Annotated in this window: 18 protein-coding genes and 1 tRNA gene; 12 read left to right on the forward strand and 7 right to left on the reverse strand. The window is 33.9% G+C overall.

Annotation, left to right across the window (positions count from 1 at the left end):
- Positions 1–20: 20 nt before the first annotated feature.
- Positions 21–536 carry a transposase gene (locus GQS07_RS08245; protein ID WP_158210388.1) on the reverse strand — a complete coding sequence of 172 codons (516 nt, stop codon included), beginning with the start codon at positions 534–536 and terminating at the stop codon, positions 21–23.
- Between the two features lie 893 nt (positions 537–1,429).
- Here GQS07_RS08245 and GQS07_RS08250 point away from each other — a divergent pair.
- Positions 1,430–2,689, forward strand: a complete 1,260-nt coding sequence (locus tag GQS07_RS08250; protein WP_158210389.1) for an FAD/NAD(P)-binding oxidoreductase — start codon at positions 1,430–1,432, stop codon at positions 2,687–2,689.
- A gap of 59 nt (positions 2,690–2,748) precedes the next feature.
- Here GQS07_RS08250 and GQS07_RS08255 read toward each other — a convergent pair whose 3' ends face one another.
- A complete protein-coding gene (locus GQS07_RS08255) occupies positions 2,749–5,145 on the reverse strand; it encodes an erythromycin esterase family protein (protein ID WP_158210390.1) in 2,397 nt (798 codons plus the stop codon).
- Positions 5,146–5,528: 383 nt separating this feature from the next.
- Between GQS07_RS08255 and GQS07_RS08260 the strand changes: the two genes are divergently transcribed.
- Entirely contained in the window at positions 5,529–7,304 is a 1,776-nt protein-coding gene (locus tag GQS07_RS08260) for a MutS-related protein (protein ID WP_158210391.1), read from the forward strand.
- Between the two features lie 551 nt (positions 7,305–7,855).
- On the opposite strand, the gene GQS07_RS08265 is transcribed toward GQS07_RS08260, so the two are convergent.
- Both GQS07_RS08265 and lpxK read right to left on the reverse strand, forming a co-directional pair.
- Positions 7,856–8,668 (reverse strand): purine-nucleoside phosphorylase, encoded by an 813-nt coding sequence (locus GQS07_RS08265; protein WP_158210392.1) that lies wholly within the window; start codon positions 8,666–8,668, stop codon positions 7,856–7,858.
- On the reverse strand, positions 8,640–9,665 hold the full coding sequence (gene lpxK / locus GQS07_RS08270) for a tetraacyldisaccharide 4'-kinase (protein WP_158210393.1): 1,026 nt from the start codon (positions 9,663–9,665) through the stop codon (positions 8,640–8,642). Before lpxK ends, GQS07_RS08265 begins: the two co-directional genes overlap by 29 nt.
- 71 nt (positions 9,666–9,736) lie before the next feature.
- Between lpxK and GQS07_RS08275 the strand changes: the two genes are divergently transcribed.
- The 5 genes from GQS07_RS08275 (at position 9,737) to GQS07_RS08295 (ending at position 14,975) form a co-directional block, all read left to right on the forward strand.
- On the forward strand, positions 9,737–10,831 hold the full coding sequence (locus GQS07_RS08275) for a Nif3-like dinuclear metal center hexameric protein (RefSeq protein ID WP_158210394.1): 1,095 nt from the start codon (positions 9,737–9,739) through the stop codon (positions 10,829–10,831).
- A 2-nt stretch (positions 10,832–10,833) separates the two neighbouring features.
- Entirely contained in the window at positions 10,834–11,613 is a 780-nt protein-coding gene (locus GQS07_RS08280; RefSeq protein WP_158210395.1) for a zinc ribbon domain-containing protein, read from the forward strand.
- A gap of 45 nt (positions 11,614–11,658) precedes the next feature.
- Positions 11,659–12,492 carry an alpha/beta hydrolase gene (locus tag GQS07_RS08285; RefSeq protein WP_158210396.1) on the forward strand — a complete coding sequence of 278 codons (834 nt, stop codon included), beginning with the start codon at positions 11,659–11,661 and terminating at the stop codon, positions 12,490–12,492.
- Between the two features lie 48 nt (positions 12,493–12,540).
- Positions 12,541–13,446: a 23S rRNA pseudouridine(2604) synthase RluF gene (gene rluF / locus GQS07_RS08290; RefSeq protein WP_158210397.1), complete on the forward strand. Its 906-nt coding sequence runs from the start codon at positions 12,541–12,543 to the stop codon at positions 13,444–13,446.
- Positions 13,447–13,853: 407 nt separating this feature from the next.
- A complete protein-coding gene (locus GQS07_RS08295) occupies positions 13,854–14,975 on the forward strand; it encodes a hypothetical protein (RefSeq protein ID WP_158210398.1) in 1,122 nt (373 codons plus the stop codon).
- 329 nt (positions 14,976–15,304) lie between these two features.
- Here GQS07_RS08295 and GQS07_RS08300 read toward each other — a convergent pair whose 3' ends face one another.
- On the reverse strand, positions 15,305–16,258 hold the full coding sequence (locus GQS07_RS08300; protein ID WP_158210399.1) for an ADP-ribosylglycohydrolase family protein: 954 nt from the start codon (positions 16,256–16,258) through the stop codon (positions 15,305–15,307).
- Positions 16,259–16,508: 250 nt separating this feature from the next.
- Between GQS07_RS08300 and GQS07_RS08305 the strand changes: the two genes are divergently transcribed.
- On the forward strand, positions 16,509–16,811 hold the full coding sequence (locus tag GQS07_RS08305; protein ID WP_158210400.1) for a hypothetical protein: 303 nt from the start codon (positions 16,509–16,511) through the stop codon (positions 16,809–16,811).
- 101 nt (positions 16,812–16,912) lie between these two features.
- On the opposite strand, the gene GQS07_RS08310 is transcribed toward GQS07_RS08305, so the two are convergent.
- A tRNA-Pro gene (locus GQS07_RS08310) sits at positions 16,913–16,987 on the reverse strand.
- Positions 16,988–17,395: 408 nt separating this feature from the next.
- Here GQS07_RS08310 and trxB point away from each other — a divergent pair.
- The 3 genes from trxB (at position 17,396) to GQS07_RS08325 (ending at position 20,127) form a co-directional block, all read left to right on the forward strand.
- Positions 17,396–18,337, forward strand: a complete 942-nt coding sequence (gene trxB, locus GQS07_RS08315; protein ID WP_158210401.1) for a thioredoxin-disulfide reductase — start codon at positions 17,396–17,398, stop codon at positions 18,335–18,337.
- Between the two features lie 143 nt (positions 18,338–18,480).
- Complete coding sequence (locus GQS07_RS08320; RefSeq protein WP_158210402.1) at positions 18,481–18,981, forward strand: hypothetical protein; 501 nt, start codon at positions 18,481–18,483, stop codon at positions 18,979–18,981.
- Positions 18,982–19,164: 183 nt separating this feature from the next.
- Complete coding sequence (locus tag GQS07_RS08325) at positions 19,165–20,127, forward strand: ABC transporter ATP-binding protein (RefSeq protein WP_158210403.1); 963 nt, start codon at positions 19,165–19,167, stop codon at positions 20,125–20,127.
- A 200-nt stretch (positions 20,128–20,327) separates the two neighbouring features.
- On the opposite strand, the gene GQS07_RS08330 is transcribed toward GQS07_RS08325, so the two are convergent.
- On the reverse strand, positions 20,328–22,748 hold the full coding sequence (locus GQS07_RS08330) for an alpha/beta hydrolase family protein (protein ID WP_158210404.1): 2,421 nt from the start codon (positions 22,746–22,748) through the stop codon (positions 20,328–20,330).
- Positions 22,749–22,892: 144 nt separating this feature from the next.
- Here GQS07_RS08330 and GQS07_RS08335 point away from each other — a divergent pair, with 144 nt between their 5' ends.
- The gene (locus GQS07_RS08335; protein WP_158210405.1) at positions 22,893–23,900 is read left to right on the forward strand and encodes a 3-oxoacyl-ACP synthase III family protein; all 1,008 of its coding nucleotides are present in this window, start codon (positions 22,893–22,895) and stop codon (positions 23,898–23,900) included.
- The last annotated feature ends 28 nt before the right edge of the window (positions 23,901–23,928 follow it).

Here is a 23,928-nt window from a genome sequence, read left to right on the forward strand (position 1 = left end):
CATTTCCAATATTATTTATTTTAAATATTAAAATTATCCTTATACCAATCCATCGGATTCATATAAATGTAGTTTACAATATTCTGATATGAAAAGGCGTTTTTTATAATATGGTCATAGAAACGTGGTTGCCACTGAAAGACTATTGAATTACATTTCGCATATTTGGTAACAGCAGATTTATACCCTCTTATTATGGAGCTAAGATTTTGTGATTGAGGACCAAATTGATTATTTGTTTGTGTTTCCAAATTTTGATATGGTTTATCTATAATAATTATGCCGTGTATGTGATTGGGCATTATGATAAATGCATCAATTAAGACGTAGGGGTGATATTTGGTAATTTCTTCCCAATATTTAAAAGCTTGTTTTCCTAAATCATTCAGCACCATTTCATCATTAACGATGTTACCAAAATAATGTACTTTATTTTTAGTGCATATAGTAATAAAGTAAGTCCCGTCTTTACTGTAATCCCACCAAGAAGCTCGTGCAGAAGGTATTCTAAAAGTGTTATTATATTTTTTAGACATATTTTTTTATGATTATATATCACAAAAATGATTCCTTTTTTATGTTAGACGCGAAGTATCGCGTCTCTACCGATGTGTTGTGTGTTTTATATTTATGTAAAATTATACTGTGTGTATTATGTTAGACGCGAAGTATCGCGTCTCTACCGATGTGTTGTGTGTTTAATTTTTTGGTGATATTTTACTGTGTGTATTATGTTAGACGCGAAGTATCGCGTCTCTACCGATGTGTTGTGTGTTTTATATTTATGTAAAATTATACTGTGTGTATTATGTTAGACGCGAAGTATCGCGTCTCTACCGATGTGTTGTGTGTTTAATTTTTTGGTGATATTTTACTGTGTGTATTATGTTAGACGCGAAGTATCGCGTCTCTACCGATGTGTTGTGTGTTTAATTTTTTGGTGATATTTTACTGCGTGTATTATGTTAGACGCGAAGTATCGCGTCTCTACCGATGTGTTGTGTGTTTAATTTTTTGGTGTTATTTTACTTTGTGTATTATGTTAGACGCGAAGTATCGCGTCTCTACCGATATGCTGTGTGTTTAATATTTATGTGATATTATACTGTGTGTATTATGTTAGACGCGAAGTATCGCCTATGCCGATGTGTTGGGGGATTGTTTTCTGTGATATATTGTATAGGATGGTCTTGTTTGTGTTTTTAATCTTCAAAAATTGCGATACCCCTTATAATTACAGTAAATTTGATTGCGAAAAACATAAATAAACTATTTAGGCGATTGGCGTAATTACATTAAATAATACGATTTGATGTATGTCTTGCGTTAATAGTAAAAATAAAGGAGTGTTGGTTAGTTTGTAACAAATGTTACAGAAGGAAAGGGTATATTTTTATATTTTGGTAACCAACCAAAAAATATCAAACAAATGAAAACTCATTATCAAATATTAATTATAGGGGCTGGTACTGCGGGAATTATGACTGCAGCTCAGCTGAAAAAGAAGGATTCATCTCTTGAAATTGGAATTATAGATCCTTCTGAACTACATTATTATCAGCCTGCGTGGACATTAGTTGGTGCGGGAGCGTATGACAAGCAAAAGACAATTAGAAATACAAAGGATTTAATTCCAACTGGTGTAGAATGGATTAAAGAGAAGGTGGTTTCTTTTGACGTGGATAACAATAGTGTGGCAACAGATAAAAATGCGGTATTGACGTATGATTATTTGGTGGTATGCCCTGGTTTGGTGAACGATTTAACAATGATAGAAGGACTGCAAGAGGCAGTAGATAAAGGGGTGGTTTGTAGTAATTACATTGATCCTGAATATACGTGGAAACAGTTGCAAGCTTTTAAAGGGGGAACAGCTATTTTTACACAACCCAATACACCTATTAAATGTGGAGGAGCACCTCAAAAGATTATGTACTTAGCGTGTGATTATTTCCGCAAGAACGGATTAGACACAAAGACAAAGGTTTATTTTCCAATGCCAGGTAGCGTGATATTTGGGGTAAAGAAAATTGCAGATACACTTATGGATGTCGTGAAGCGATATGGTATCGACTTTAAACCGTTTCACAATCCGATTAAGATAGATGCAGATAATAAGAAGGTTTACTTCAAAATGACAAATACACAAGACAACCATTGTTTTGTAACGTCTGATGATACTGCTGTTCGTCAATTAGAAGATGGTGTGGTAGAAATGTCGTTCGACTTTTTACACTTAGCACCACCTCAAACAGCGCCTAAGTTTGTGAAAGAGTCTGTTTTGGTTAATGAAGCAGGGTGGTTAGATGTAGATCTGAATAGTTTACAACACAAGAAGTTTGCTAATATCTTTGGATTAGGAGATGTAGCTGGATTACCAACCGCTAAGACGGGAGCAGCAGTGCGTAAGCAAGTACCGGTTGTAGTTGATAATATTTATAAGCTAATCCAAAAGAAAGTAGCTGACAACAAGGGATACGAAGGTTATTCTTCTTGTCCGTTGGTTACGGGATATGGAAAAATGGTGTTGGCAGAGTTCAACTATAAAAATGAGTTTATCCCAGACCCGAAGTTAAAACAAATGCTTGTCTTCTCAAGTCATAAAGAACATTGGAGACTATGGATGTTGAAGAAACATTTATTGCCTTATTTGTATTGGGAGAAAATGATGAAAGGAGAACAAGTTTAATCGCATATAGAAAAAGCCACAATCAACATTGTGGCTTTTTTATGTTTAAATAAATGGTCTTATTCTTTTGTGTATTTATTTTTTAGCACAAAGTCTGGATGTTCTTGAAAGAAGTTGTCCCAGAAAACTTTGTCGTAGGTCGCTCTATCAAATCGGGTCAGGTCTTTTACTCTATGCTCATAAGGGATTACATCTATATTCTCATTTGTAAAATCGTATGCATAAGAGTCGGTCAAATAAACATTGCTTCCTTTTTTATTCTCCTTATTAGTATATTCATTGAAGGCACGATTAAAGTAGCTATTAGCATAATATTTATTGTCATCTAACACTTTGGCAAAAGAAGTGATATTCTCCTCTTTAGAGACAAATTGTATGACATCTGCAAACCGAGGATAGCCTTTAAATCTTTTAGCTATTTCAACTTCATTTAGCGTTATTTCCCAATTCTCGATAACTTTTATAATAGCAAAACTCTCTTTGTCGATGTATAGAACACCTGAATATTTCGTTGGATAAGTTCTATTGGTGTAATTCCATTTGTTGCGATCTGTTTCAAAAGCAATGATGTATAAATTGTCTTCGTTTGCATCTTTAGACTCAATGAAGTTTAGTTTGAATTTCTTGTATTTTCGCTTGTGTAAGATATTTGCATAGCGAATTGGGTTTTCTCTAAATTGTAATAATTGAGAAACGTATTTTAAGTTTTTATCTTTTTTATTGTTCCAATTAATTTGTTCAAGGCGTTGAGTCGTAATAAAAGAAGATAAATACCCTTGGTCGTAATCTTTGGTGATAAGTTCTAAATCTAAGGTGTTTTTATCGTTTACATTTTCTATCGTTCTGCTATATCTCATAAAGTTATACGGACTATCAGAGTGGTTTTTACCTTTATTTGCAATTGCCGCTTTGACAATCTCCTTGGCACTGAGTTGTTTTTTGATAACAATTTCAGCTAACTCCTCGTAGTTTGGTTCTACCAATTCTGTTTTTTGTAGCTTGTGGAGTGACACAAGAAGTGGGTTATAGCCCATAGCTTGTACTTCAAAAGTAGCATTAGCTTGAGCACTTGGTACAAACGGTAATTCGTAATACCCATTTTCATCGGTTACTCTATACAACTCGAGATCCTTCAGAATTATCGTAGCATAAGCAATAGGTTGATTTGTGTATTTGTCAATCAATTGACCAATGAACTTTTCTGAGGCTACAGTAGCTTGTTCTGTCGTTGTGATTTCAGGCTTTTTTGCTGCGCTTTTTCTTTTATTAAAGTCTATATAAGGACTACTTACCTTGTGTATAAATAAGTAGCCATCGTGAAATAAGTCAAGTCTTTCTGTAGAGAAATCAACATAATGCAACAATCGAGTCGATTTAGGTTGGTGCATTGCCTCTTGATTAGAGGAGATAAACAGGTTAGGAGTACCAAGCTGAACTAATTCCTCTTCAAAAGAATTTGCAGCAATAGGTGCTTTATGCCATATTTTTGTAGAAGAGTCAAATATGGAGTCGTTAGCGTGTAATGTTGCCAAGCTATATACCTTGTCTTGTAATGCATCTTGAATGTGTTTACCCATTGATACAAACTCGCGTGCATACATATTACCACTATTTGGGTTGCTGTACATTACGTGGATATTATCACCCCAAACCGCAATCTTTTCAGTTGGATTTCTCTTGCTATAGCTCAACAGGTTGTCGGCCATTTGTTTGTCTCTAATATTGAGATCTTTAGTAGCAAAATCACTTGTTAGAATAGGTTCTTTAGTAGTAATAACGTCTTCTGCTACCGCTAAAACTCCTTTGGTAAACTGTTGCCAATGATAAGTCGTATCAGAATCAGGTAGAAGCTCTATTTGTTTGATAATGCGGTTCATTTCTTTCAAAAAAGCAGTTGCTTTAATATCCGAGTTGTCGTATTTCGCATTTTCAAGTAGTCCTTCTAAAACAATACCTAAGTCGTCTTGGTCCAGTTTAATCGCTATTTTGTGTTGCTCACAAAAGTCAAAGAAGTCCTCTATAAAATTAGCCGAATTTTGAACCTGAGAGTCGAAACCAATTACCTTTATGTTATTCGTTTCAATATATTGTACAAGTTCTTGAAATGCATCATCTTGACTCCAAACACCCCAGATAGCATTGTTAAACACATCAGCATCAAATCCTTGTTGATTCATTTTATAAATGTCATACATCGGAGATTCGATAGCAAAGGTGTTGAATCCTAACTCTTGGTGTAAATATTGAAATACTCTGATTTTAGCTTCGAAAATTGTAGTATAGGCGTGGGTAAGTTCCCCTAACATAACCATTTGCTTGTTTTGCAATTCACCTTTTAAAAAAGATAAATCAGAAAGGTCTTTAGAATCAGGGGGTGATAATGGCTTTGTTTGTAGCTCTTGTGCGTTTGCTAAGGTTAGCATAAAACAAGAGATAAAGGTCATAAGTAATCTCATTATATGTGTTTTGTTGGTTATCGTATATATAACAAGTAAAAATATTTTTTATTGTACACTATTGTTCGCTTGATTAAACGTCATAATTGTTCAATGGATAAAAAAAGGAACAATTACAAGGAAGACTTTTGTATTATTTATTAGAACAATCGTTAAGATAAGAGAGGGGGTAGGCAATATAATTGTTTGCATTTTAAACTTTATAAGTTAGAAAATACAACAAAGAAAATTAGATTTTAAATATAAGTTTTATTTGTTTTAGTTCTGTTGCAAAAAATAGAGATGTTCTTGTTTTGTGCATTTTTAACGATATAGAACATTTTAATACACTATATTTGTTCAGGCTCATTTGAGCTAATTATAGCCAAAAAAGAAATCATCTAATGGAGATTTATAGCAAAAGAAAAAAAGTTTTTGAAGAGAAATACAACTCAATTCGAAGTAAGTATAAGATAGTAGGGGCGATTAGATTAATTGTTTTTTTAATGATTATTTATTTCTTCTATCTATCAGTTTCTAATGCAGACTATTTTTATCTCTATATAGCAGGGGGTATTGTAGTCTTGTTTTTAGCACTGCTTAGATTACACGCATCATATTCTTGGCGTATGAGATATATGCAGGCGTTGATGGATATTAATAAAGATGAATTAGCCTTTTTAGATGAAGATGCGAGACCATTTGAAGGAGGAGATGAGTTTAAAACAACAGACCATCCTTACGCATTTGACTTAGATATTTTTGGAGCAAAATCGCTTTTTCAATATTTGAATAGAACAGCCTCTTTTATTGGGAAACAGAAATTAGCAGACTTGCTAAAAGGGCATTTAGACACTAAGACTATTTTACTAAATCAAGAAGCAATCAAAGAGTTGTCTCAAAAAGTAGAATGGCGTCAGGAGATTAATGCGTATAGTAAAATCTCTAATTTAGATGAAGCTGCTTTCAAGCGATTAAAAGCTTGGAGTGAGTCAGAAGTAGTTAAGATGAGTAAAATGACTCGTGTGTTGAGTTATTTAGTACCGGCTATTTTGCTTGTTTCATCAATTCTATATTTGATTACAGATAGTGCTGTTTACGGTTATATTATATCTACTTCCTTTACGTTTAACTTAATTTTTGCGATGTCTAAAATACGCTATATACAAGCGGAGTTAGGCGGGGCTGATAAGGTACACGAAACGATAGATAGTTACAGTGCCATTATTAAGAGAATTGAAAAAGAGCCTTTCGCAACAGAAAAGATGAAAGGATATATCAAGCAATTGAGAAAAGACTCGTTTCAGGCCAGTAAGGAGTTAAAGGTATTATCTCGTTTGTTTGAGCAAATGGAAACAGTAGCCAATTTATTTGTGATGGTTATTTTTAACGGATTGGGGCAGTTTCACATTCACGTGTTACACCGCTTTTTGGAGTGGAAACGCGAGAAAGCACAGTTGGTTCCAATTGCAATTGAGGTAATCGGAGAAGTAGAAGCTTTAAATTCGCTGGCAAACTTTTCATATAACAACAGAACGTATAGTTTTCCGACCTTAAATGAAGATGGAGAAATGAGCTTTACAGAGCTTGGACATCCGTTGTTAAATGAAAAGAAAAGAGTTTGTAACGATATTAGTTTTAGCGACCAACGCTTTGTAATCTTAACGGGGTCTAATATGTCAGGTAAGAGTACTTTTTTACGTACTGTAGGAGTAAACTTAGTATTGGCAGGAGTAGGAGCTCCAGTTTGTGCTTCACAAGCGTCTTTCTTCCCATTGCCTTTATTTGTTTCTATGCGTTTAACGGACTCGTTAGAAGACAGTGAGTCTTATTTCTATGCAGAGGTGAAGCGATTGAAGATGATTATAGAAAAGGTACAGCAAGAGCCTTGTTTTGTGTTGTTAGATGAGATTTTAAGAGGAACAAACTCAGATGACAAACAAAGTGGTACGATAGGAGTTATTATGAAGTTGATTCGCGAGAAAACGTATGGTGTAATTGCTACACACGATTTAGAGGTTTGTAATACGACAGATGAGTATCCAGAGATATTGATTAATAAGTGTTTTGAAGTGGAGATTAAACAAGACGATTTACACTTTGACTACAAAATAAGAGATGGTGTGTGTCAGAATAAGAACGCTACATTCATTATGAAGAAAATGCAGATTATTGATTAACTGCATTCTTAAAAAATAGAACACCCTTTATAGGGTGTTTTTTTATGTCCTTATGTGTGTGAAAGTACTCTTTTGAAAGTAGAAATAGGTAAGCTGTTTAAAAAAAGAGGCTTGAATTGCTGATATAAGATGCTCAAAAGTATATAAAAGCAGAAAATGTGGGTTGTTTTTAAAATAAGGCGAATTAGCAGAAAAGTGAGTAAATACGGGGTTTTCCAGAGTTTTAAACGGAGGTTAATCGTAAATGAGTCGTAGATAAGTCGTATTTTGTTCGCGAAAAAGGCCTTTAGGTGAGGTATCTACGACTTATCTCCGAGTTATCTCCGACTAATGTACATATGAGGTCCTGTCAATCCCTTTGTTTATAAGGGTTTGAGGAGATTGGTGTAAAAAAGTGGTACGGAGTTAATAGTGCATTTGATAGCATTTGATAGCAAATGATGTCAAAATAACCACTTGTCGGTTTTTGCTAAAATTAAATTCGTTATAAGTAAAAGAAAAAGGGCTATCCTCTGGTAGAATAGCCCTTTAACAATATAAAAAAAGTACAATTAAATTTGTGCAATTAACTCGTTGATTAATCCGCGAGCGATAGGTTCTGCAGCTTGTACAGCTTTAAGAACATCTTCGTGATGTGCTTCAACGATTCCCTCTTCGTTACCCATATCAGAGATAACAGAGATACCGAATACTTTCATATCCATATGGCGAGCAACGATTACTTCTGGTACAGTAGACATACCAACACAGTCAGCACCTACAACGCGAACCATTCTGTATTCAGCTAATGTTTCAAATGTAGGTCCTTGTAATCCGTAATAAACCCCTTGTTTGATATCGTATTTTTTATCTTTAGCAATCACTAAAGCTTTGTCGATTAACGTTCTTGTGTAAGCATCGTTCATATTTACGAAACGAGGTCCGAAACGCTCATCATTTGCTCCACGTAATGGGTGGTCTGGGAAAGCGTTAATATGGTCAGTGATAATCATAATATCTCCAACTTTGAAAGAAGGATTAACACCTCCTGAAGCGTTAGAAACGATTAATGTTTCAACTCCCATATATTTCATAACGCGGATAGGGAAAACAGTTTTAGCCATTTCATACCCTTCGTAGTAATGGAAACGCCCTTGCATAGCCACTACTTTTTTACCTCCAATAGTACCAAAGATTAAAGCTCCTTTATGTCCTTTAACAGTAGACACAGGAAAGTTAGGAATTTCAGAATATGGAATTTCATATTCAATAGTAATATCTGCTGTTAGATTCCCTAATCCTGAACCTAAAACAATTCCGATTTCTGGTTTAAAATTTGTTTTTTCAGATAGATACTTAACCGTTTCTTGTACTTGATCCCACATAGTTTAAAATTGTTTTGTCAAATTCCTCGTTGTTATTAATAAAGGAAGTTTGAATTGGTAAATAATATAATTTCTCAGAAGGGATTACATCTTTTAATCGAACATAGTCCTTTTCTGTTGTAATAATTTTATGCTCTTTTGCAGTATTCAAAATTAACTCAATATCTGCTTTAGAAAAATGATGATGGTCAGGGTAGGTTAAACAAGTTGTTTGTTCACTTTTTAAGTGGTCAAAGAAACTTTGTGGTTTAGCAATACCAGCTACCATTATAAATTCTTCTTTTTTCAAGTCATCAACAGAGATTGTATCTGTCTTTGAATATGCAAGTTTACTGAATTCAATATACGTAAAAAAAGACAATTGTCCTGATTTTAAATTTAATTCTTTTCTGATGATATTCTGATTATCAATACTTAAATCTTTCGGACACTTAGTTACAATAACTACATTAGCTCTCTTAGCTCCTTTGCGTGATTCTCTAAGGTTACCTGTTGGCAACATATAATCTTTAAAGTAAGGTTCGTCATAAGTAGTTAGTAAAATATAGAAGCCCCCTTGAACAGCCAAGTGTTGAAAAGCATCATCAAGCACAATTGCTTGTGTTTGTGGTTTTAGTTTTAGTATATTTTGGATTCCGTTTACCCTTTTTGCATCTACAGCTACATTGATGTTTTCAAATTTATGGTGGTATTGAAAAGGTTCGTCACCAATTTGTTCCATTGTAGTGTTTTCATCTGCTAAAAAGAAACCTTCACTTTTGCGTTTATATCCTCTACTCAAGGTAGCTACCTTAAAGTCGTTTTGCAATAAGCGAATGATATATTCTACCATTGGAGTTTTTCCTGTACCACCCACACTAAGGTTTCCGACTACAATAGTGGGAATAGAAAAAGAGGTACGTTTAAATAGCCCAATTGTATAAAACCAATTGCGTATAGATGTGATTATGCCATATAAGATGGCAAAGGGAAATAGTAAGTTTCGAAGTAGATTCATAGGTACGAAATTACCAAATTTTTTATCTTTGAGAAAATATAATAACTTCAAGGAAAATTATACTTAGTAAGATGAAGATAAAAGAGATTATTCCGGTGTTAGAAGAGTTGGCACCGTTGGCCTATGCAGAGGATTTTGACAACGTAGGATTGTTAGTTGGCGATTATGATAGTGAGGTAACAGGTATATTGGTTTGTCACGATGCCTTAGAAGCTGTGGTTGACGAGGCAATTGAAAGCAAGTGTAATATGATTGTTTGTTTTCATCCGATTCTATTTTCTGGTTTAAAGAAAATCACGGGTAAGAATTATGTAGAGCGTGCAGTGATTAAAGCGATAAAGAACGATATCGCTATTTACGCAATTCACACTGCTTTGGATAATCACCAAGAAGGGGTAAACAAGATATTTTGTGATACATTAGGTGTTACAAACTGCAAGATATTGATTCCGAAAAGTAATTATATTCAAAAGTTGGTTACATATGCTCCTCTTAATAAGTTAGAAGAAATTAGAACAGCCTTGTTTAATGCAGGGGCAGGGGCACTTGGTAATTATGACAACTGCAGTTTTGTTTCGACAGGAGAGGGGAGTTTTAAAGGAAATGAGAAGAGTAATCCCACTATTGGTAAAAAACACGTATTAGAGACAGTACAAGAAAACAAGATAGAAGTTACGTTTGAAAGACATTTACAAGGAAAGATTTTAAACGCCTTGTTTAATGCACACGAATATGAAGAGGTGGCTTATGAGATTTACAATCTTGAGAATAAGTTACAGAATGTGGGAATGGGGATAATAGGAGAATTAGAAGAAGCGATGGATGAAATTGCATTCTTGAAAATGGTAAAAGAAAAAACAGGAACAGGAGGAATTCGCCACAGTGCATTACTTGGTAAGAAGATTAAGCGAGTTGCTGTTTTAGGAGGTTCAGGAAGTTTTGCTATAAAAGCAGCATTAAGCCAAAAAGCAGATGCATTTATTACGGCAGATTTAAAATATCATCAGTTTTATGAAGCTGAAAATCAGTTAGTTTTAGCCGATATTGGGCACTTTGAAAGTGAAAGGTATATAAAAAATTATATAGTTAGACAACTTTCAGAAAAATTGACTACTTTTGCAGTTATTTTATCAACAGTAAATACGAATCCAGTTAACTACTTATAAAGATGACAAAGAAAAAAGAATTAACCGTTGAAGAGAAGTTAAGAGCATTATACGACTTGCAATTAATCGACTCAAGAATTGACGAAATTAGAAACATGCGAGGAGAATTACCTCTGGAAGTTGAAGACTTACAAGATGAGGTTGCTGGACTAAACAAACGCTTAGAAAAGTTAAATGTAGACTTAAGTGATATCGAAGCGGGTATTAAAGATAAAAAATCTTCAATCGAAGAGTTTAAAGCTGCTATTGCAAGATATACTGAGCAACAAAACGAGGTTAAAAACAATAGAGAGTACACTTCTTTAGAGAAAGAGATTGAGTTTCAAAAATTAGAAATTGAACTTGCTGAAAAGAACATTAAGGAAATGAAAGCAAGTATTGAACATAAAAAATCTTCTATCACTGAAACTGATTCAAAATTAACAGCAAGAAAAGAGCACTTAGCTCATAAAGAAGCTGAATTGAACAGTATCATGGCTGAAACTGAGCGTGAAGAGAAAATTCTTTTAGAGAAATCAGAAGAGTTTAAAACTGATATCGAAGAGCGTTTAATGATTGCTTACAACAGAATCAGAAACGGAGTTCGTAATGGTTTAGCAGTTGTTTCTATTGAGCGTGGTGCTTCAGGAGGTTCTTACTTCACTATTCCACCACAAACACAGGTAGAAATTGCAGCTCGTAAGAAAATTATTACAGATGAGCACAGTGGACGTATCTTAGTTGATAGTGCATTAGCAGAAGAAGAAAGAGAAAAAATTGATGCTATTATAGCTAAATTATAATCTAAGGCCTCTTAATTTATTAAGAGGCTTTTTTTATTTATTAAGATGAAGAAATTTGTAGGATTTATTGTCAATGTAATTTCCCTGTTTTCAGTGGAACGCGCTGTTGCTATATCCTACAAGTTTCTTACTTCTCCCCGTAAGGGACAGATTAAACCTGATGAGGTATTTCCTTTTTTAAATTCTGCTGCACAAACGCAGTTGCCTTATAAGGATTCTTATATACAAACGTATCAGTGGAATGCTGAGCGTACTGATTTACCTATTATTCTTTTTTTTCACGGTTGGGAAAGTAATTCTAATCGATGGGAAGCAATGGTTACGTATTTTGGAAACAACTATCGCTATATTGCTGTTGACGCTATAGGCCTTGGGCTATCGCCAGGTAAGAAGATTACGATTGTTGGTTATGCTGATATGATTGACTTCTGTTTGAAAACCTTTCAACCAACGTATGTTATTTCGCATTCCTTAGGATCGTTTTCACTATTAAATCGATTAGCAGTTGATCAATACCCTTCTGTTGAGAAAGCGGTTTTGTTAGGGTGTTTAGATGAGTATAGTAGTGTTGTAAAGAACTATGTGACTATGATGGGGTATCGATCAGTGATTCACAAAAGGTTAATTCAGAAAGTAGAACAGGTTATTAAAATGCCAATAGAAGCTTATGCAAGTTATTTGTTGGTAGAAAAGTGTACAATTCCCTTATTACTTGTACACGATAAAGGTGATGATGTTATTTATGAAACCGACTGTGTGAAGTTTCATCAAAAGATGGTTGATCTAAACCAAAATATCGTTGCTACAGAAGGATTAGGACATTCCTTACAAGGGAAAGTTGTCTATCAATCTATCTTAGATTTTATAGAAGACAATTAGTTTGCAACCAATTGTTTTATCGTTGAGAAAAATACTTATTTTTGCGCTATGGAAAAAGTACAAACACGTTTAAATAAATATCTATCTGAAGTTGGATATTGCTCAAGAAGAGAGGCTGATCGTCTAATAGAAGAAGGTCGTATTACTGTAAATGGTGTTGTTCCAGAAATGGGATTAAAAGTCAGTGAGGATGATGTTATTAGAGTAAACGGTCAACTGATTCGAAATAATGATGAGGAGAATGTTTACTTGGCATTCTATAAACCAGTTGGTATTGAGTGTACAACTAATTCTACTGTTAGAGATAATATCGTTGATTATATAAACTATCCAAAAAGAATATTTCCAGTAGGACGTTTGGATAAGGATAGTGAGGGGTTAATTATTATGACGAATGATGGAGACATCGTTAATAAGATTTTACGTCAGAAAAACAACCACGAAAAAGAATATATCGTTACGGTAAATAAACCTGTTACAGAGCGTTTTTTACAGCGTATGGGAGCTGGTGTGCCTATCTTAGACACAATTACAAAAGAGTGTAGAGTAGAGCCTATTAGTAAAACTGTATTCAGAATATTTTTAACGCAGGGGTTAAACCGTCAAATTCGTCGTATGTGTGAGTTTTTTGGTTATGACGTTGTAGCGTTAAAGCGTATTCGAGTTATCAATATCTCATTAGATATTCCGGTTGGAACGTATAGAGATTTGACAAAAGAAGAACTTGCAGAATTGAATCGATTGATTGAGCCGTCAGTTATGACTGAAGAGGCAAGTTTGAATCAAGATGAGGAGAGTCAGCAAAGTATTAGAAAGAGAATGACTTCTGAGAATTCTGGACAAAGAGATGAGAGACGCCCACGTAGGAACTTTGATCGTGAAAAGACAAGCAGTAAGCCAAGAGAAATAAAGCTTAAAAATGAGCGTTTAAGTAAAAGAAGAAGAGAGAATTAGTTTAATTCTCTCTTTTTTTGTTTTAGAGGGATGTGTTCACAAGAAAAACAAGGCTATTTACGGATTTTTACCTTCCAAAGGTAATAGCGTTTTCTTCAAGACTATTACGGTCGATGTAATGCCTATAAACTCTGCGGTTAGATCAAGGAAAACACGACAACTTCAGTGTGTTTGTAAGTAAGAATTAATGCTGCTGAGTTACACCTAAGTACTACAACTTACTTCTTTGATGAAATATTTTCAAGATTATAAATGTTTTTTAATCAAGTATTTAATTAAAGATTATATTCGTAACATATTTAATGAAATACGGATATGTTTTTTGCAAAACCCTTACGTCTTTTGTTTCGTACAATAACAACGTTAGGTATGCATATACCTAAACATAACCTTAAAACATTAATTAAATGAATACGATAGATTCAAATGAGAAATTGAGTAAAACCAATTGGTTTTCTAAGTTCTCCCTGTCTTTTTTAGCAATTGTAGGGGCTATAAATACGACCCTTTTTATAGTTATGCCTCTTTTGCCTTATAAGCTTTCAAAGTTTATTCTTCCTGCAGGATTTCTGACATTGGGATTGTCAGTATTGTTCTCAATTGGTTTTTCTATCTATTGGCATAAAAGAAAAAATATTAATTCTGTAAAATATGTTTCTTGGCTTTCAATACTATTGCGTTATTGGATTGCCTTTTTACTATTAGACTTTGGTTTTCAAAAAATATTTGAAGTCAACTTTAATCATTCCTATCATATAAACGATTCTTTAGTAGGTGCACTAACAGGGCCAGAATTAACTTGGAAATATTATGGGTTCTCTTATGGGCTTGCCGTGATTGTGGCGTTTTTTCAGATAATAGGCAGTGTTCTTTTATTGTTTAGACGTACGCTTTTATTAGGCGTATTAGTACTCTTACCGGTTATGCTAAATATTGTTTTGATTAATGTTTTTTATACTATCGGACCCATTACATTATTTACATCTATCCTAATAACGTGTGGATTAGTTAATTTATTTCTACAACATAAAGTTGATATCATACGTTTTTTTAATCAATACAAAAGTACGCTACCCTCACTTGGCAATAATTTTTCACGATCAATTGCTCGTGTATTATGTATTGTGGTTCCTTGTTTATTTGTGGTCTATTATAATTATGATGTTCATCTTTCAAAAAAGTATTTTGGAAAATGGAACGTTGAAAAGATGCTGCGTAATGGGGAATTAGTTTCTGAAAAAGCTTGGGAAAATGATACTTTAGCTTGGAAAACAATTTATATAGAAGAGAGAGGTAAGATGTATTATTGTCCAAATCCATATTCGTATGTAGATAGTATTTCGCTTTTTATGAAGTACCATTACAATGATCAGGATGAGACTTTTAAGGTCATATCTTACGAAAATAATCCGCATCAACCAGATACAATTCCTGTTCAGATTAATAATCTTACAGATAAATCAATGCATTGGAAAATGATATTTAATAAGGATACTATCCAAATGGAGTTGAAGAAAGTAAACCTTTAAGAGAAGCGAAGGCTTAATAAAGGTTTTAGACTAATGTTGGTTTGTCATTAAAATTACTTGGTATTAATAATTGCTAAAACACCAAACTGTACCGCATAAAAAAAGGAACCACTATTTAGTGGTTCCTTTTTTATACTGATAGGATTTGAATCACTTCTCATAAATAGATAAATAGAAATATTACCTAAATACCCTTTTTATTGAGGGTAACAGCTGGCTATAAAAGCTGAATGTCTTATTTTATTTAAGAATAGTAAACAGGTTCGGTACTTTGAGATCATTGACCGATTTTTGACAGTATTTATCGGTCATTAATTCTTTTATTTTGTCTATTGTGATAATTTATATTTTATATTCAACTGCTCAGCAAGTTCTCGTATATTCTCTTTCCTTTTCAAGGATTTCAACCAATGCTTAGGAATACTCTCAAATCCATACAAAATACCTGCCAAAGCTCCTATAATAGCCCCATTTGTATCTGTGTCTTTACCTAAGGACATAACCTTTAAAATAGCTTCTTCATAGCTTTTTGTAGTAAGCATAGTTTGAAGAGCAATTTCTAAGCTTCCAACTACAAACCCTCTATTATTAAATTCACAGGGATCAATCTCTTTAAAATTCAAAGAGAAGATACGCTTAAAGTATTCATTTTCTTGATAGCTATTAGCTAAGTCTTGTATAAGATTTTCATATGCAAGATGTGCATCTTTAGTTAAAACAAGATGTTTGGCATAGATAAGATAGATATAACAGCTATCTATGGCTATTTTATGTGCGTGTGTTAAACTACTAAAGTTGCTAATATAACTGTAAGGATCCGTAATGTTCTTGTCGTGTAAGAGTGGTAATAGTAAAGGAGATATGCGCATTAATGAACCATTACCATTGTCGCGTTCTGTTTTAAGTCCTGCTGTTTTCCAATTAGAATCATTTGCAAAGTTCTCTATAGCAAATAAAGTTGTTCTTCCAATGTCAAAAGTGTCTCCATCGGCAGTCCAATAACCCTCTTGCATCCAATCTTTGAAACGATCCATTAGATCATTTAAATTAGTTTCTTTGTTAGCTAAGTATTCAGCTGTGCAAAAAGTAAGAGAAGAATCATCACTAAAGGTTCCAACAGGTTTATGCCAAGAGCCAAACCCAGTTAGTCTATTAGGCTCATTTTGATAATTAGTTCTAACAGATTCTATATCTATTTCATTTGGAAACTTAAATTCGATTGGAACTCCTAAAGCATCAGCGACTGCTACACCGAATAGGATATCTTGTGCTAAGTTGGACATTTTACGCTTGTTTTTAAAGATTGCTTCTCAAAATTAAATCATATAAATGGCAACCCAAACTCTTAAGAAAAGATTCTTTGTTATTTTGAGAGAAGCCTTTGTAAACTTTTATTAAAGGAGATGTTATAAAATAATTTCATAACTCTTTATTTATATACTCTTCCAGTACTTTCTTTAAATAACACTTTTTCAGTTTAGCTTTTGTTTTTATTAGAAGGAAGGCATAATGTATTTTAGTGCTTTATACCAAATGACTGTTGAAATAGAAATGCTCTTTTTTGTGTCTCCCCCTTTATCAAGTTTATTTGATTATTTAAAACAAGTAGAAAAAGATTTTAAATTTTATAATGAGGCCCAACATCCAGATGAACTTAGACAAAAAATCGCAGAAAAAGTTTGTAATACAAAAGGTATGTTTAAAGGTCTAACACAACTACAGGGGCTATTTGAAAGGAAAAAAGATCAACAAATTACTAATCTTCAAAATTTACTTGAGATGTGTGGTAAGGCAGAAATGTTAGATATAGATTTCGATCTTAAGTTTAAAACTTAGATATCTAATTTCAAACGTGCTTTTATATGGTAATAATACTATAAAGTAGGCAGACTATACCACATAAAAAAAAGGAACCACTAAATAGTGATTCCTTTTTGTCGGGGTGGCAGGATTCGAACCTGCGACCTCCTGGTCCCAAACCAGGCGCGATGACCGGGCTACGCTACACCCCGCTTAGACTTATTTCGTCCTTGCGAGTGCAAATTTATAATATTTTTTTTATTGAAAAGCATATTTTGTAAAAAAATATTGATTTTTTTTGAAGGATCATTTTACTTCTCTTATACACAGTGTAATAAATAGAAATAAATTGTTTTAAGATGACTCTTTCACCGTAAAACGACCTCTTATATGCTTTAGGTAATACATAAATGCCTTAATGGTTTGTACCTTCTATGTAAACGAACTGCAATTTACTGATATACTAACTCACAAAGATTATCTCTGTACAGTTAAAATGACCATTTTATCACAATACAATAAATAAAAGTGATTCGGCTATTTGTTATTTCTTTCATAACCTATTTTGAAAAGGCAATAAAAAAGGTATTTTTGTTTATATAATATAAAACTGATTGATTATGTCTAATATAGAAAGAGTAAAGTGTTTGATTATTGGTTCTGGACCTGCAGGTTATACTGCTGCTATTTATGCAGCTCGTGCTAATATGAACCCGGTATTATACCAAGGGATGCAACCTGGAGGACAATTAACTACTACAAATGAAGTAGAAAACTTCCCTGGATATCCAGAAGGAGTAACAGGTCCTGAAATGATGATGCAATTACAAGCTCAAGCACAACGTTTTGGAGCAGATATCCGCGACGGTTGGGCTACTAAAGTAGATTTAAGTGGTGATGTAAAGAAAGTGTGGATTAATGAAACTACTGAAGTACACGCTGATACAGTGATTATTTCTACAGGTGCTACAGCTAAATATTTAAACTTACCATCAGAGCAACATTACCTATCATTAGGAGGTGGAGTTTCTGCTTGTGCAGTTTGTGACGGATTCTTCTACAGAAATCAAGAAGTAGTGATTGTTGGAGCAGGTGATTCTGCTTGTGAGGAAGCACACTATTTATCTCAATTGTGTAAAAAAGTTACTATGCTTGTGCGTAGTGAAAAATTCCGTGCTTCTGTTATTATGGAAGAGCGTGTACGAAACACTGAGAATATCGAAATATTAATGAATACAGTTACAGAAGAAGTTTTAGGAGACGGAAACGTAGTTACTGGTATTCGCGTTAAACACAATGCAACAGGCGAGGTTAAAGAAATTCCAGCTACTGGATTCTTCGTTGCTATTGGTCATAAACCAAATACTGATATCTTTAAAGGTCAATTAAATATGGATGAGACTGGGTATTTGTTAACAGAAGGAAAAACAAGTAAAACGAATATCCCAGGTGTATTTGCTTGTGGAGATGTTCAAGATAAAGACTACCGCCAAGCGATTACTGCTGCTGGTTCTGGTTGTATTGCTGCTTTAGACGCTGAACGCTTTATGGCTTCAAAATAAGCTTTATATACATTAAATTATATACAAAGTCCTGATAGATATTTCTTTCAGGACTTTTTTTAGTTAAAATTATAATAAAAAAAATAGTCTATTTTTAATTTAATTAGTAAGTTCGGTATTTGTAACCAAAAACTAATCAAATTATGAAGATTAAGTATTTTTTTATGTCATTGTTGCTTGCAGGAATGATGTTCTCTTGTAGTAATGATGATGGACTGCCATTTACTGTTGCTGATGAAGTTGTTGAAACTCCTGTAGATGAAGAACCTGAAGTAAAGGATATTTTAGAAGGTAATTGGACTGTTGCTGCTTTATTTTTAAATGGTATGGACTTAGGTTTAAATGAGTGTGAAACTCAGTCTACCATTTCGTTTTTACCAGAAGGTGTCTTAGAAGAAGTAGTTGTTAATTTCCGATGTGAAAGAGAAGAAGAAAAGAGAAAAGGAACATGGAAAGCTTTAGGAGATAATAAGTATCAAGTTAGAACGGATGCTGAAAGTCCAAATGCCTTTTTTAATGATGTTGAATATTCAACATTGATCGAAGAAGGAGGGCAAGTTGTCTTAAGACACGAAATTCAACACGAAGGTGAAAGCGCTTATACTTTAGACTTGGTTTTAAAGAAAGAACAAGTAAAAGAGTAAATTGTTTCTGTTTTTCAGTAGATAGAAAACCTTTTTTGGGTTTATTTTAGCTATTAATCTGAAAAACATAGAGAAGTATATCGGAAGATCACCTGTTTAGGTGGTCTTTTTTTATTTTATAAAGTTAATATTTTAGAGTGCTTGTACGGATATTGTTATATTTGCGGTTCATAAAAAGAAAAAATGCTTTTACTTAAAAATATATCATTCAGCTATACAGAGGGAAAACGTGTTATAAACGAATTAGACCTTGTAATTGAAAAGGGAAAACACATTGCGCTTTTAGGAGAAAGTGGGTGTGGAAAGAGTACTTTATTAAAGTTGATTTATGGATTACATGATTTAGATGAAGGTGAAATCTATTGGAATGAAAAACAAGTTTTAGGACCTGCTTATCATTTAGTGCCAGGTATGGATGAAATGAGATACTTAGCACAAGATTTTGACTTAATGCCTCATACTACGGTTGCTGAAAACGTAGGGAAGTTTTTGTCTAATTTTGATATGGAAGGCAAAAAACACAGAACAAAAGAGTTAATTGAATTGGTTGATTTAACTGATTTTGCTGATGTGAAGGTTAAACATTTAAGTGGTGGACAACAACAAAGAGTTGCTATTGCTCGTGTTTTGGCGTTAGAACCAGAAGTGTTGTTGTTAGATGAACCGTTTAGTCATATTGATTACTCTCGTCGTAGCTTGTTGAGAAGAAACCTTTTTGCTTACTTAAAGGAGAAAGGAATTACTTGTATTGTAGCTACTCACGATAGTGTTGATGCTTTGAGCTTTGCGGATGAAACTATTGTGCTTAGAGAAGGTAATGTTGTTGATATGGGGGAAACAAAAGAGTTATATGAGTTTCCAAATGATAAATATGTAGCTTCTTTATTTGGAGAGGTAAACGAATTATATATTTCAGACTTTGCTCCTAAGGTTGAAATGGACGAAATGTTATTGGTTTACCCACATCAATTAATGGTGTCTAAGCAAAAAGGACAAATAGAAGTAGAGGTAATCGACTCTTATTTTAAAGGAGATGGTTATCTAATCAAATCTTTCTTTGGTAATGAGAGAGTGGTTTTCTTTGACCATCCGTTTGATATCGAAAAGAAAACGAAGATTAAGTTAGCACTTAAAAAGTTTCAATAATATATAAGGGATACAGGAATGTGTCCCTTTTTTTATTTCAAATAGTAATGCGTGATGCGATGTGTAATGAGTAGTTGGTGATGTGTGAAGAGTAATGATTGAAAGGTGATGTCATTAAAAGAGACGAGTGATAAAATAGGACATCGATATTGTAAGAAATAAAAAAGGCGCTAACCTATGAAGTTAGCGCCTTTTGTCTATTATTTTTTATTCTTTAAATGTTTTTCTAAGAACTGATCTTGTTCCCAAAGCAAGTGAAGAATATTTTCTTTTGCTACATAACTATGGCTTTCTTTCGGTAAGATAACCATTCTAACAGGTGCACCTAAACCTTTTAAAGCTTGGAAGTAACGCTCTGTTTGTAATGTAAACGTTCCAGGGTTATTATCTGCTTCACCGTGAACTAACAACATCGGAGTTTTCATTTTTTCAGCATTCATAAACGGAGACATTGTGTTGTACACTTCTGGTACTTCCCAATAGTTTCTTTGTTCTGTTTGGAAACCAAAAGGAGTCAATGTTCTGTTGTAAGCTCCACTACGTGCAATACCTACTGCAAACAAATCTGAGTATGTCAATAAGTTTGCTGTCATAAACGCTCCATATGAGTGTCCACCTACACCAACTCTTTTTCTGTCGATGAATCCTAATTTATCTACTGCGTCAATAGCTGCTTTACCGTTTGCAACTAATTGTTGTACATAAGTATCATTTGGTTCTTCAGTTCCTTCTCCTACAATTGGGAAAGAAGCATCGTCCAATACAGCATACCCTTTAGATACCCAGTACACAAAAGAACCGTAGTATGGGAAGGTAAACTCATTCGGGTTGTTTGTAACCTGTCCCGCACTGTTTTTATCTTTAAACTCTCTTGGGTAAGCCCAGATTAGTAAAGGTAATTTCTCTGCTTTTTTCTTTCTGTCATATCCTTTAGGTAAGTATAAAGTACCTGAAAGTTCTAATCCATCTTCACGCTTGTAAGTAATTACTTCTTTATAAACACCATTTAAACTCTCAAAAGGGTTTTTAAAATGTGTAATTGCTTTTAAGTCGTTTTTCTTATTGATATTTCGGAAGTAGTAGTTAGGGTACTCAGTTGGCGACTGAATAGATACTAATACAAGTCCTTTTTTAATATCTTCTATTGATTGGATAGACTCTTTTTTATCTGTGTAATTTGACTGATATAATCGCTTTGTGTTTTTTGTGTTGATGTCAAACTCATCAATGAAAGGAAACTGTCCTTTTGCAGTATATCCATCACCGATTAAGTACATTTTGTTGTCGTTAATCGCTAAAACATATCTACCATATTCATTGCGTTTTAATTCAAAGCTTCCTGGATCACTATAAGCATCTTGAGAGTTTCTATCTTCAATTTTAATAGGGTTCTCATTACTTGTAGATGGATTAATCATAAAAGTACGCACGTTTCTCGTGTCATACCATTGGTCAGATACAAGTGCGATATCGTCATTACCCCAAGTAATTCCACCATAGCGTTGCGTTAGCTTAACCATAGAAGTTGGAGCGTTGTTAAATGGTGCCTCCCAGTTAAAAACTTCATCTCTGTATGTTACTTCCTTAGCAGGGTCTCCACCGTCTAAAGCTTCTACAAAGTATAAAGTAGCTGGTTTGTCAGCTCTCCATCCCATATTTCTTTTTCCCTCGCGTACTGCCATAAAACCTTTTGGCATTACTTCGCTTAATGGAATATCATTTACGTCTTTTACTTCTTGACCTTCTTTTGTATAAACTACCGATTTCATAGGGAAACGGTTTAATGCCACTAAGTAAGAAAACGGTTTTTGTAATGTTGTAAGCATTAAGTACTCTCCATCTGGTGAGAAAGAAGTACCAACGTATAAATCACCTTTTTTGAAAAGCGTTTTGTTTCCGTTTAAGTCAACTTTATACAATTCAGAAGTAACTAAAGTTTCAAAGTTAGCTTCATCTGCTTTGTTTTTCAACAAATCTTGGTACGTTCTATTTTGAGAAACAATACCCTCACTAACAGAAACAATTGGTCCTGTTGGAATATTTTTAGACGTGTCAATTAAGTTTGGTCTATTAGCTGGAATCTGATTAATTAAAATACTTTGTCCATCTCTAAACCACGTAATAGGGTTACCAATATTTGCGTTTAAGTTCGCTTCCGTTAACTTCGTAGCTTGCGCAGATTTTACATCAAGTACCCAAAGTTCTACTCCGTTTTCAATTGTATTTGTAAAAGCAAGTTTAGACTGATCTGGAGACCAAGTAATATTTGTAATACGCGGATTAGCCGGTAGTCCTTTTACTTGAACTTCTTGTGTGTCCTTAACTTTTCTAACTTTTAGGTTAGTGATATAAGTAACCGTACTTGAAATATTTGTGTTTACGTCAATGCGCAAACCAGCCAATCTCATTTCGTTTACGTTTAAATCCAATAATGTTTTATACGTACTTCTATAAGTAAGTAACATATATTCAAGTTTGCTGTCCATTGAAATAGATGGAGCTCTTTCATAGTCAGCAAGTTCTAAAATTTCTTGTGATGGCTTTTGGAAAGTAATATTTTCTTGTGCGTACATAGATGTAATCAAAAAAAGAGACAATAATGTTGTTTTGATGATTTTCATAGAGGTTAGTTTTTCGTTATGTGTGCTAATATACTTGAAAATAACGAGTGTTCAAGAAGTTAACTGCGCTTTTTGTGTCAAAAATGATATTACTATTTAGTTAATAGTGTATTTTTGCACCACGTGAAACAAGAATTTAATAATATGTTTAAATCAAAAATAAGTGGGTTAGGGTATTACGTTCCAGAGAATGTAGTAACCAATGATGACCTATCAAAAGTGATGGATACGAATCACGAATGGATTGTTGAAAGAACAGGTATTCATGAAAGAAGACATAAGAAGTTAGAAGAAGACACTACTTCAGGAATGGGAGTTAAAGCTGCTCGTATTGCGATGGAAAGAGCAGGCGTAGAGGCAAAAGATATCGACTTTGTGGTATTTGCTACGTTAAGTCCTGATTACTACTTCCCTGGTCCTGGTGTTTTATTACAAAGAGAATTAGGGTTAAATACCGTAGCTGCATTAGATATTAGAGCACAGTGTTCTGGTTTTATCTATGCCTTGTCTATTGCAGACCAATACATTAAAACAGGGATGTATAAGAATGTTTTAGTTGTAGGGTCTGAGGTACATTCTGCAGGATTAGATATGACTACAAGAGGACGTGGTGTATCTGTTATTTTTGGAGATGGAGCAGGAGCGGCAGTATTGACACGATCTGAAAATGAGAATCAAGGTATTTTATCTACTCATATTCACTCACAAGGAGAGCACGCTGAAGAATTAGCGTTAATCGCTCCAGGAATGGGTGGTAGATGGGTAACGGATATTTTAGAGGACAACAATCCAGATGATATCAGTTACACACCTTATATGAACGGACAGTTTGTATTTAAAAATGCAGTAGTTCGCTTTAGTGAAGTTATCAACGAAGGATTAGAAGCAAACAATTTGAAAGTTGCAGACATTGATATGTTGATTCCTCACCAAGCTAACTTGCGTATCTCTCAGTTTATTCAACACAAGTTTGAATTGCCAGATGACAAAGTGTTTAACAACATTCAGAAGTACGGTAATACAACAGCTGCGTCAATTCCAATTGCTTTAACAGAAGCGTGGGAGGCAGGAAAAATAAAAGAAGGAGACTTAGTAGTCTTGGCAGCTTTCGGAAGTGGATTCACTTGGGGAAGTGTTATGCTTAGATGGTAGGCTAAAATGATGATACAAAAAAAGGTGA

The sequence above is a fragment of the Myroides phaeus genome (genome assembly GCF_009799805.1).
In the GTDB taxonomy this organism is placed as follows: Bacteria; Bacteroidota; Bacteroidia; order Flavobacteriales; family Flavobacteriaceae; genus Flavobacterium; species Flavobacterium phaeum_A.

What these genes read in the sequence shown, in the direction of transcription:
- GQS07_RS08245 (WP_158210388.1), bottom strand. Translation starts at nt 536, where the DNA reads ATGTCTAAAAAATATAATAACACTTTTAGAATACCTTCTGCACGAGCT.
- GQS07_RS08250 (WP_158210389.1), top strand. Translation starts at nt 1,430, where the DNA reads ATGAAAACTCATTATCAAATATTAATTATAGGGGCTGGTACTGCGGGA.
- GQS07_RS08255 (WP_158210390.1), bottom strand. Translation starts at nt 5,145, where the DNA reads ATGAGATTACTTATGACCTTTATCTCTTGTTTTATGCTAACCTTAGCA.
- GQS07_RS08260 (WP_158210391.1), top strand. Translation starts at nt 5,529, where the DNA reads ATGGAGATTTATAGCAAAAGAAAAAAAGTTTTTGAAGAGAAATACAAC.
- GQS07_RS08265 (WP_158210392.1), bottom strand. Translation starts at nt 8,668, where the DNA reads ATGTGGGATCAAGTACAAGAAACGGTTAAGTATCTATCTGAAAAAACA.
- lpxK (WP_158210393.1), bottom strand. Translation starts at nt 9,665, where the DNA reads ATGAATCTACTTCGAAACTTACTATTTCCCTTTGCCATCTTATATGGC.
- GQS07_RS08275 (WP_158210394.1), top strand. Translation starts at nt 9,737, where the DNA reads ATGAAGATAAAAGAGATTATTCCGGTGTTAGAAGAGTTGGCACCGTTG.
- GQS07_RS08280 (WP_158210395.1), top strand. Translation starts at nt 10,834, where the DNA reads ATGACAAAGAAAAAAGAATTAACCGTTGAAGAGAAGTTAAGAGCATTA.
- GQS07_RS08285 (WP_158210396.1), top strand. Translation starts at nt 11,659, where the DNA reads ATGAAGAAATTTGTAGGATTTATTGTCAATGTAATTTCCCTGTTTTCA.
- rluF (WP_158210397.1), top strand. Translation starts at nt 12,541, where the DNA reads ATGGAAAAAGTACAAACACGTTTAAATAAATATCTATCTGAAGTTGGA.
- GQS07_RS08295 (WP_158210398.1), top strand. Translation starts at nt 13,854, where the DNA reads ATGAATACGATAGATTCAAATGAGAAATTGAGTAAAACCAATTGGTTT.
- GQS07_RS08300 (WP_158210399.1), bottom strand. Translation starts at nt 16,258, where the DNA reads ATGTCCAACTTAGCACAAGATATCCTATTCGGTGTAGCAGTCGCTGAT.
- GQS07_RS08305 (WP_158210400.1), top strand. Translation starts at nt 16,509, where the DNA reads ATGACTGTTGAAATAGAAATGCTCTTTTTTGTGTCTCCCCCTTTATCA.
- trxB (WP_158210401.1), top strand. Translation starts at nt 17,396, where the DNA reads ATGTCTAATATAGAAAGAGTAAAGTGTTTGATTATTGGTTCTGGACCT.
- GQS07_RS08320 (WP_158210402.1), top strand. Translation starts at nt 18,481, where the DNA reads ATGAAGATTAAGTATTTTTTTATGTCATTGTTGCTTGCAGGAATGATG.
- GQS07_RS08325 (WP_158210403.1), top strand. Translation starts at nt 19,165, where the DNA reads ATGCTTTTACTTAAAAATATATCATTCAGCTATACAGAGGGAAAACGT.
- GQS07_RS08330 (WP_158210404.1), bottom strand. Translation starts at nt 22,748, where the DNA reads ATGAAAATCATCAAAACAACATTATTGTCTCTTTTTTTGATTACATCT.
- GQS07_RS08335 (WP_158210405.1), top strand. Translation starts at nt 22,893, where the DNA reads ATGTTTAAATCAAAAATAAGTGGGTTAGGGTATTACGTTCCAGAGAAT.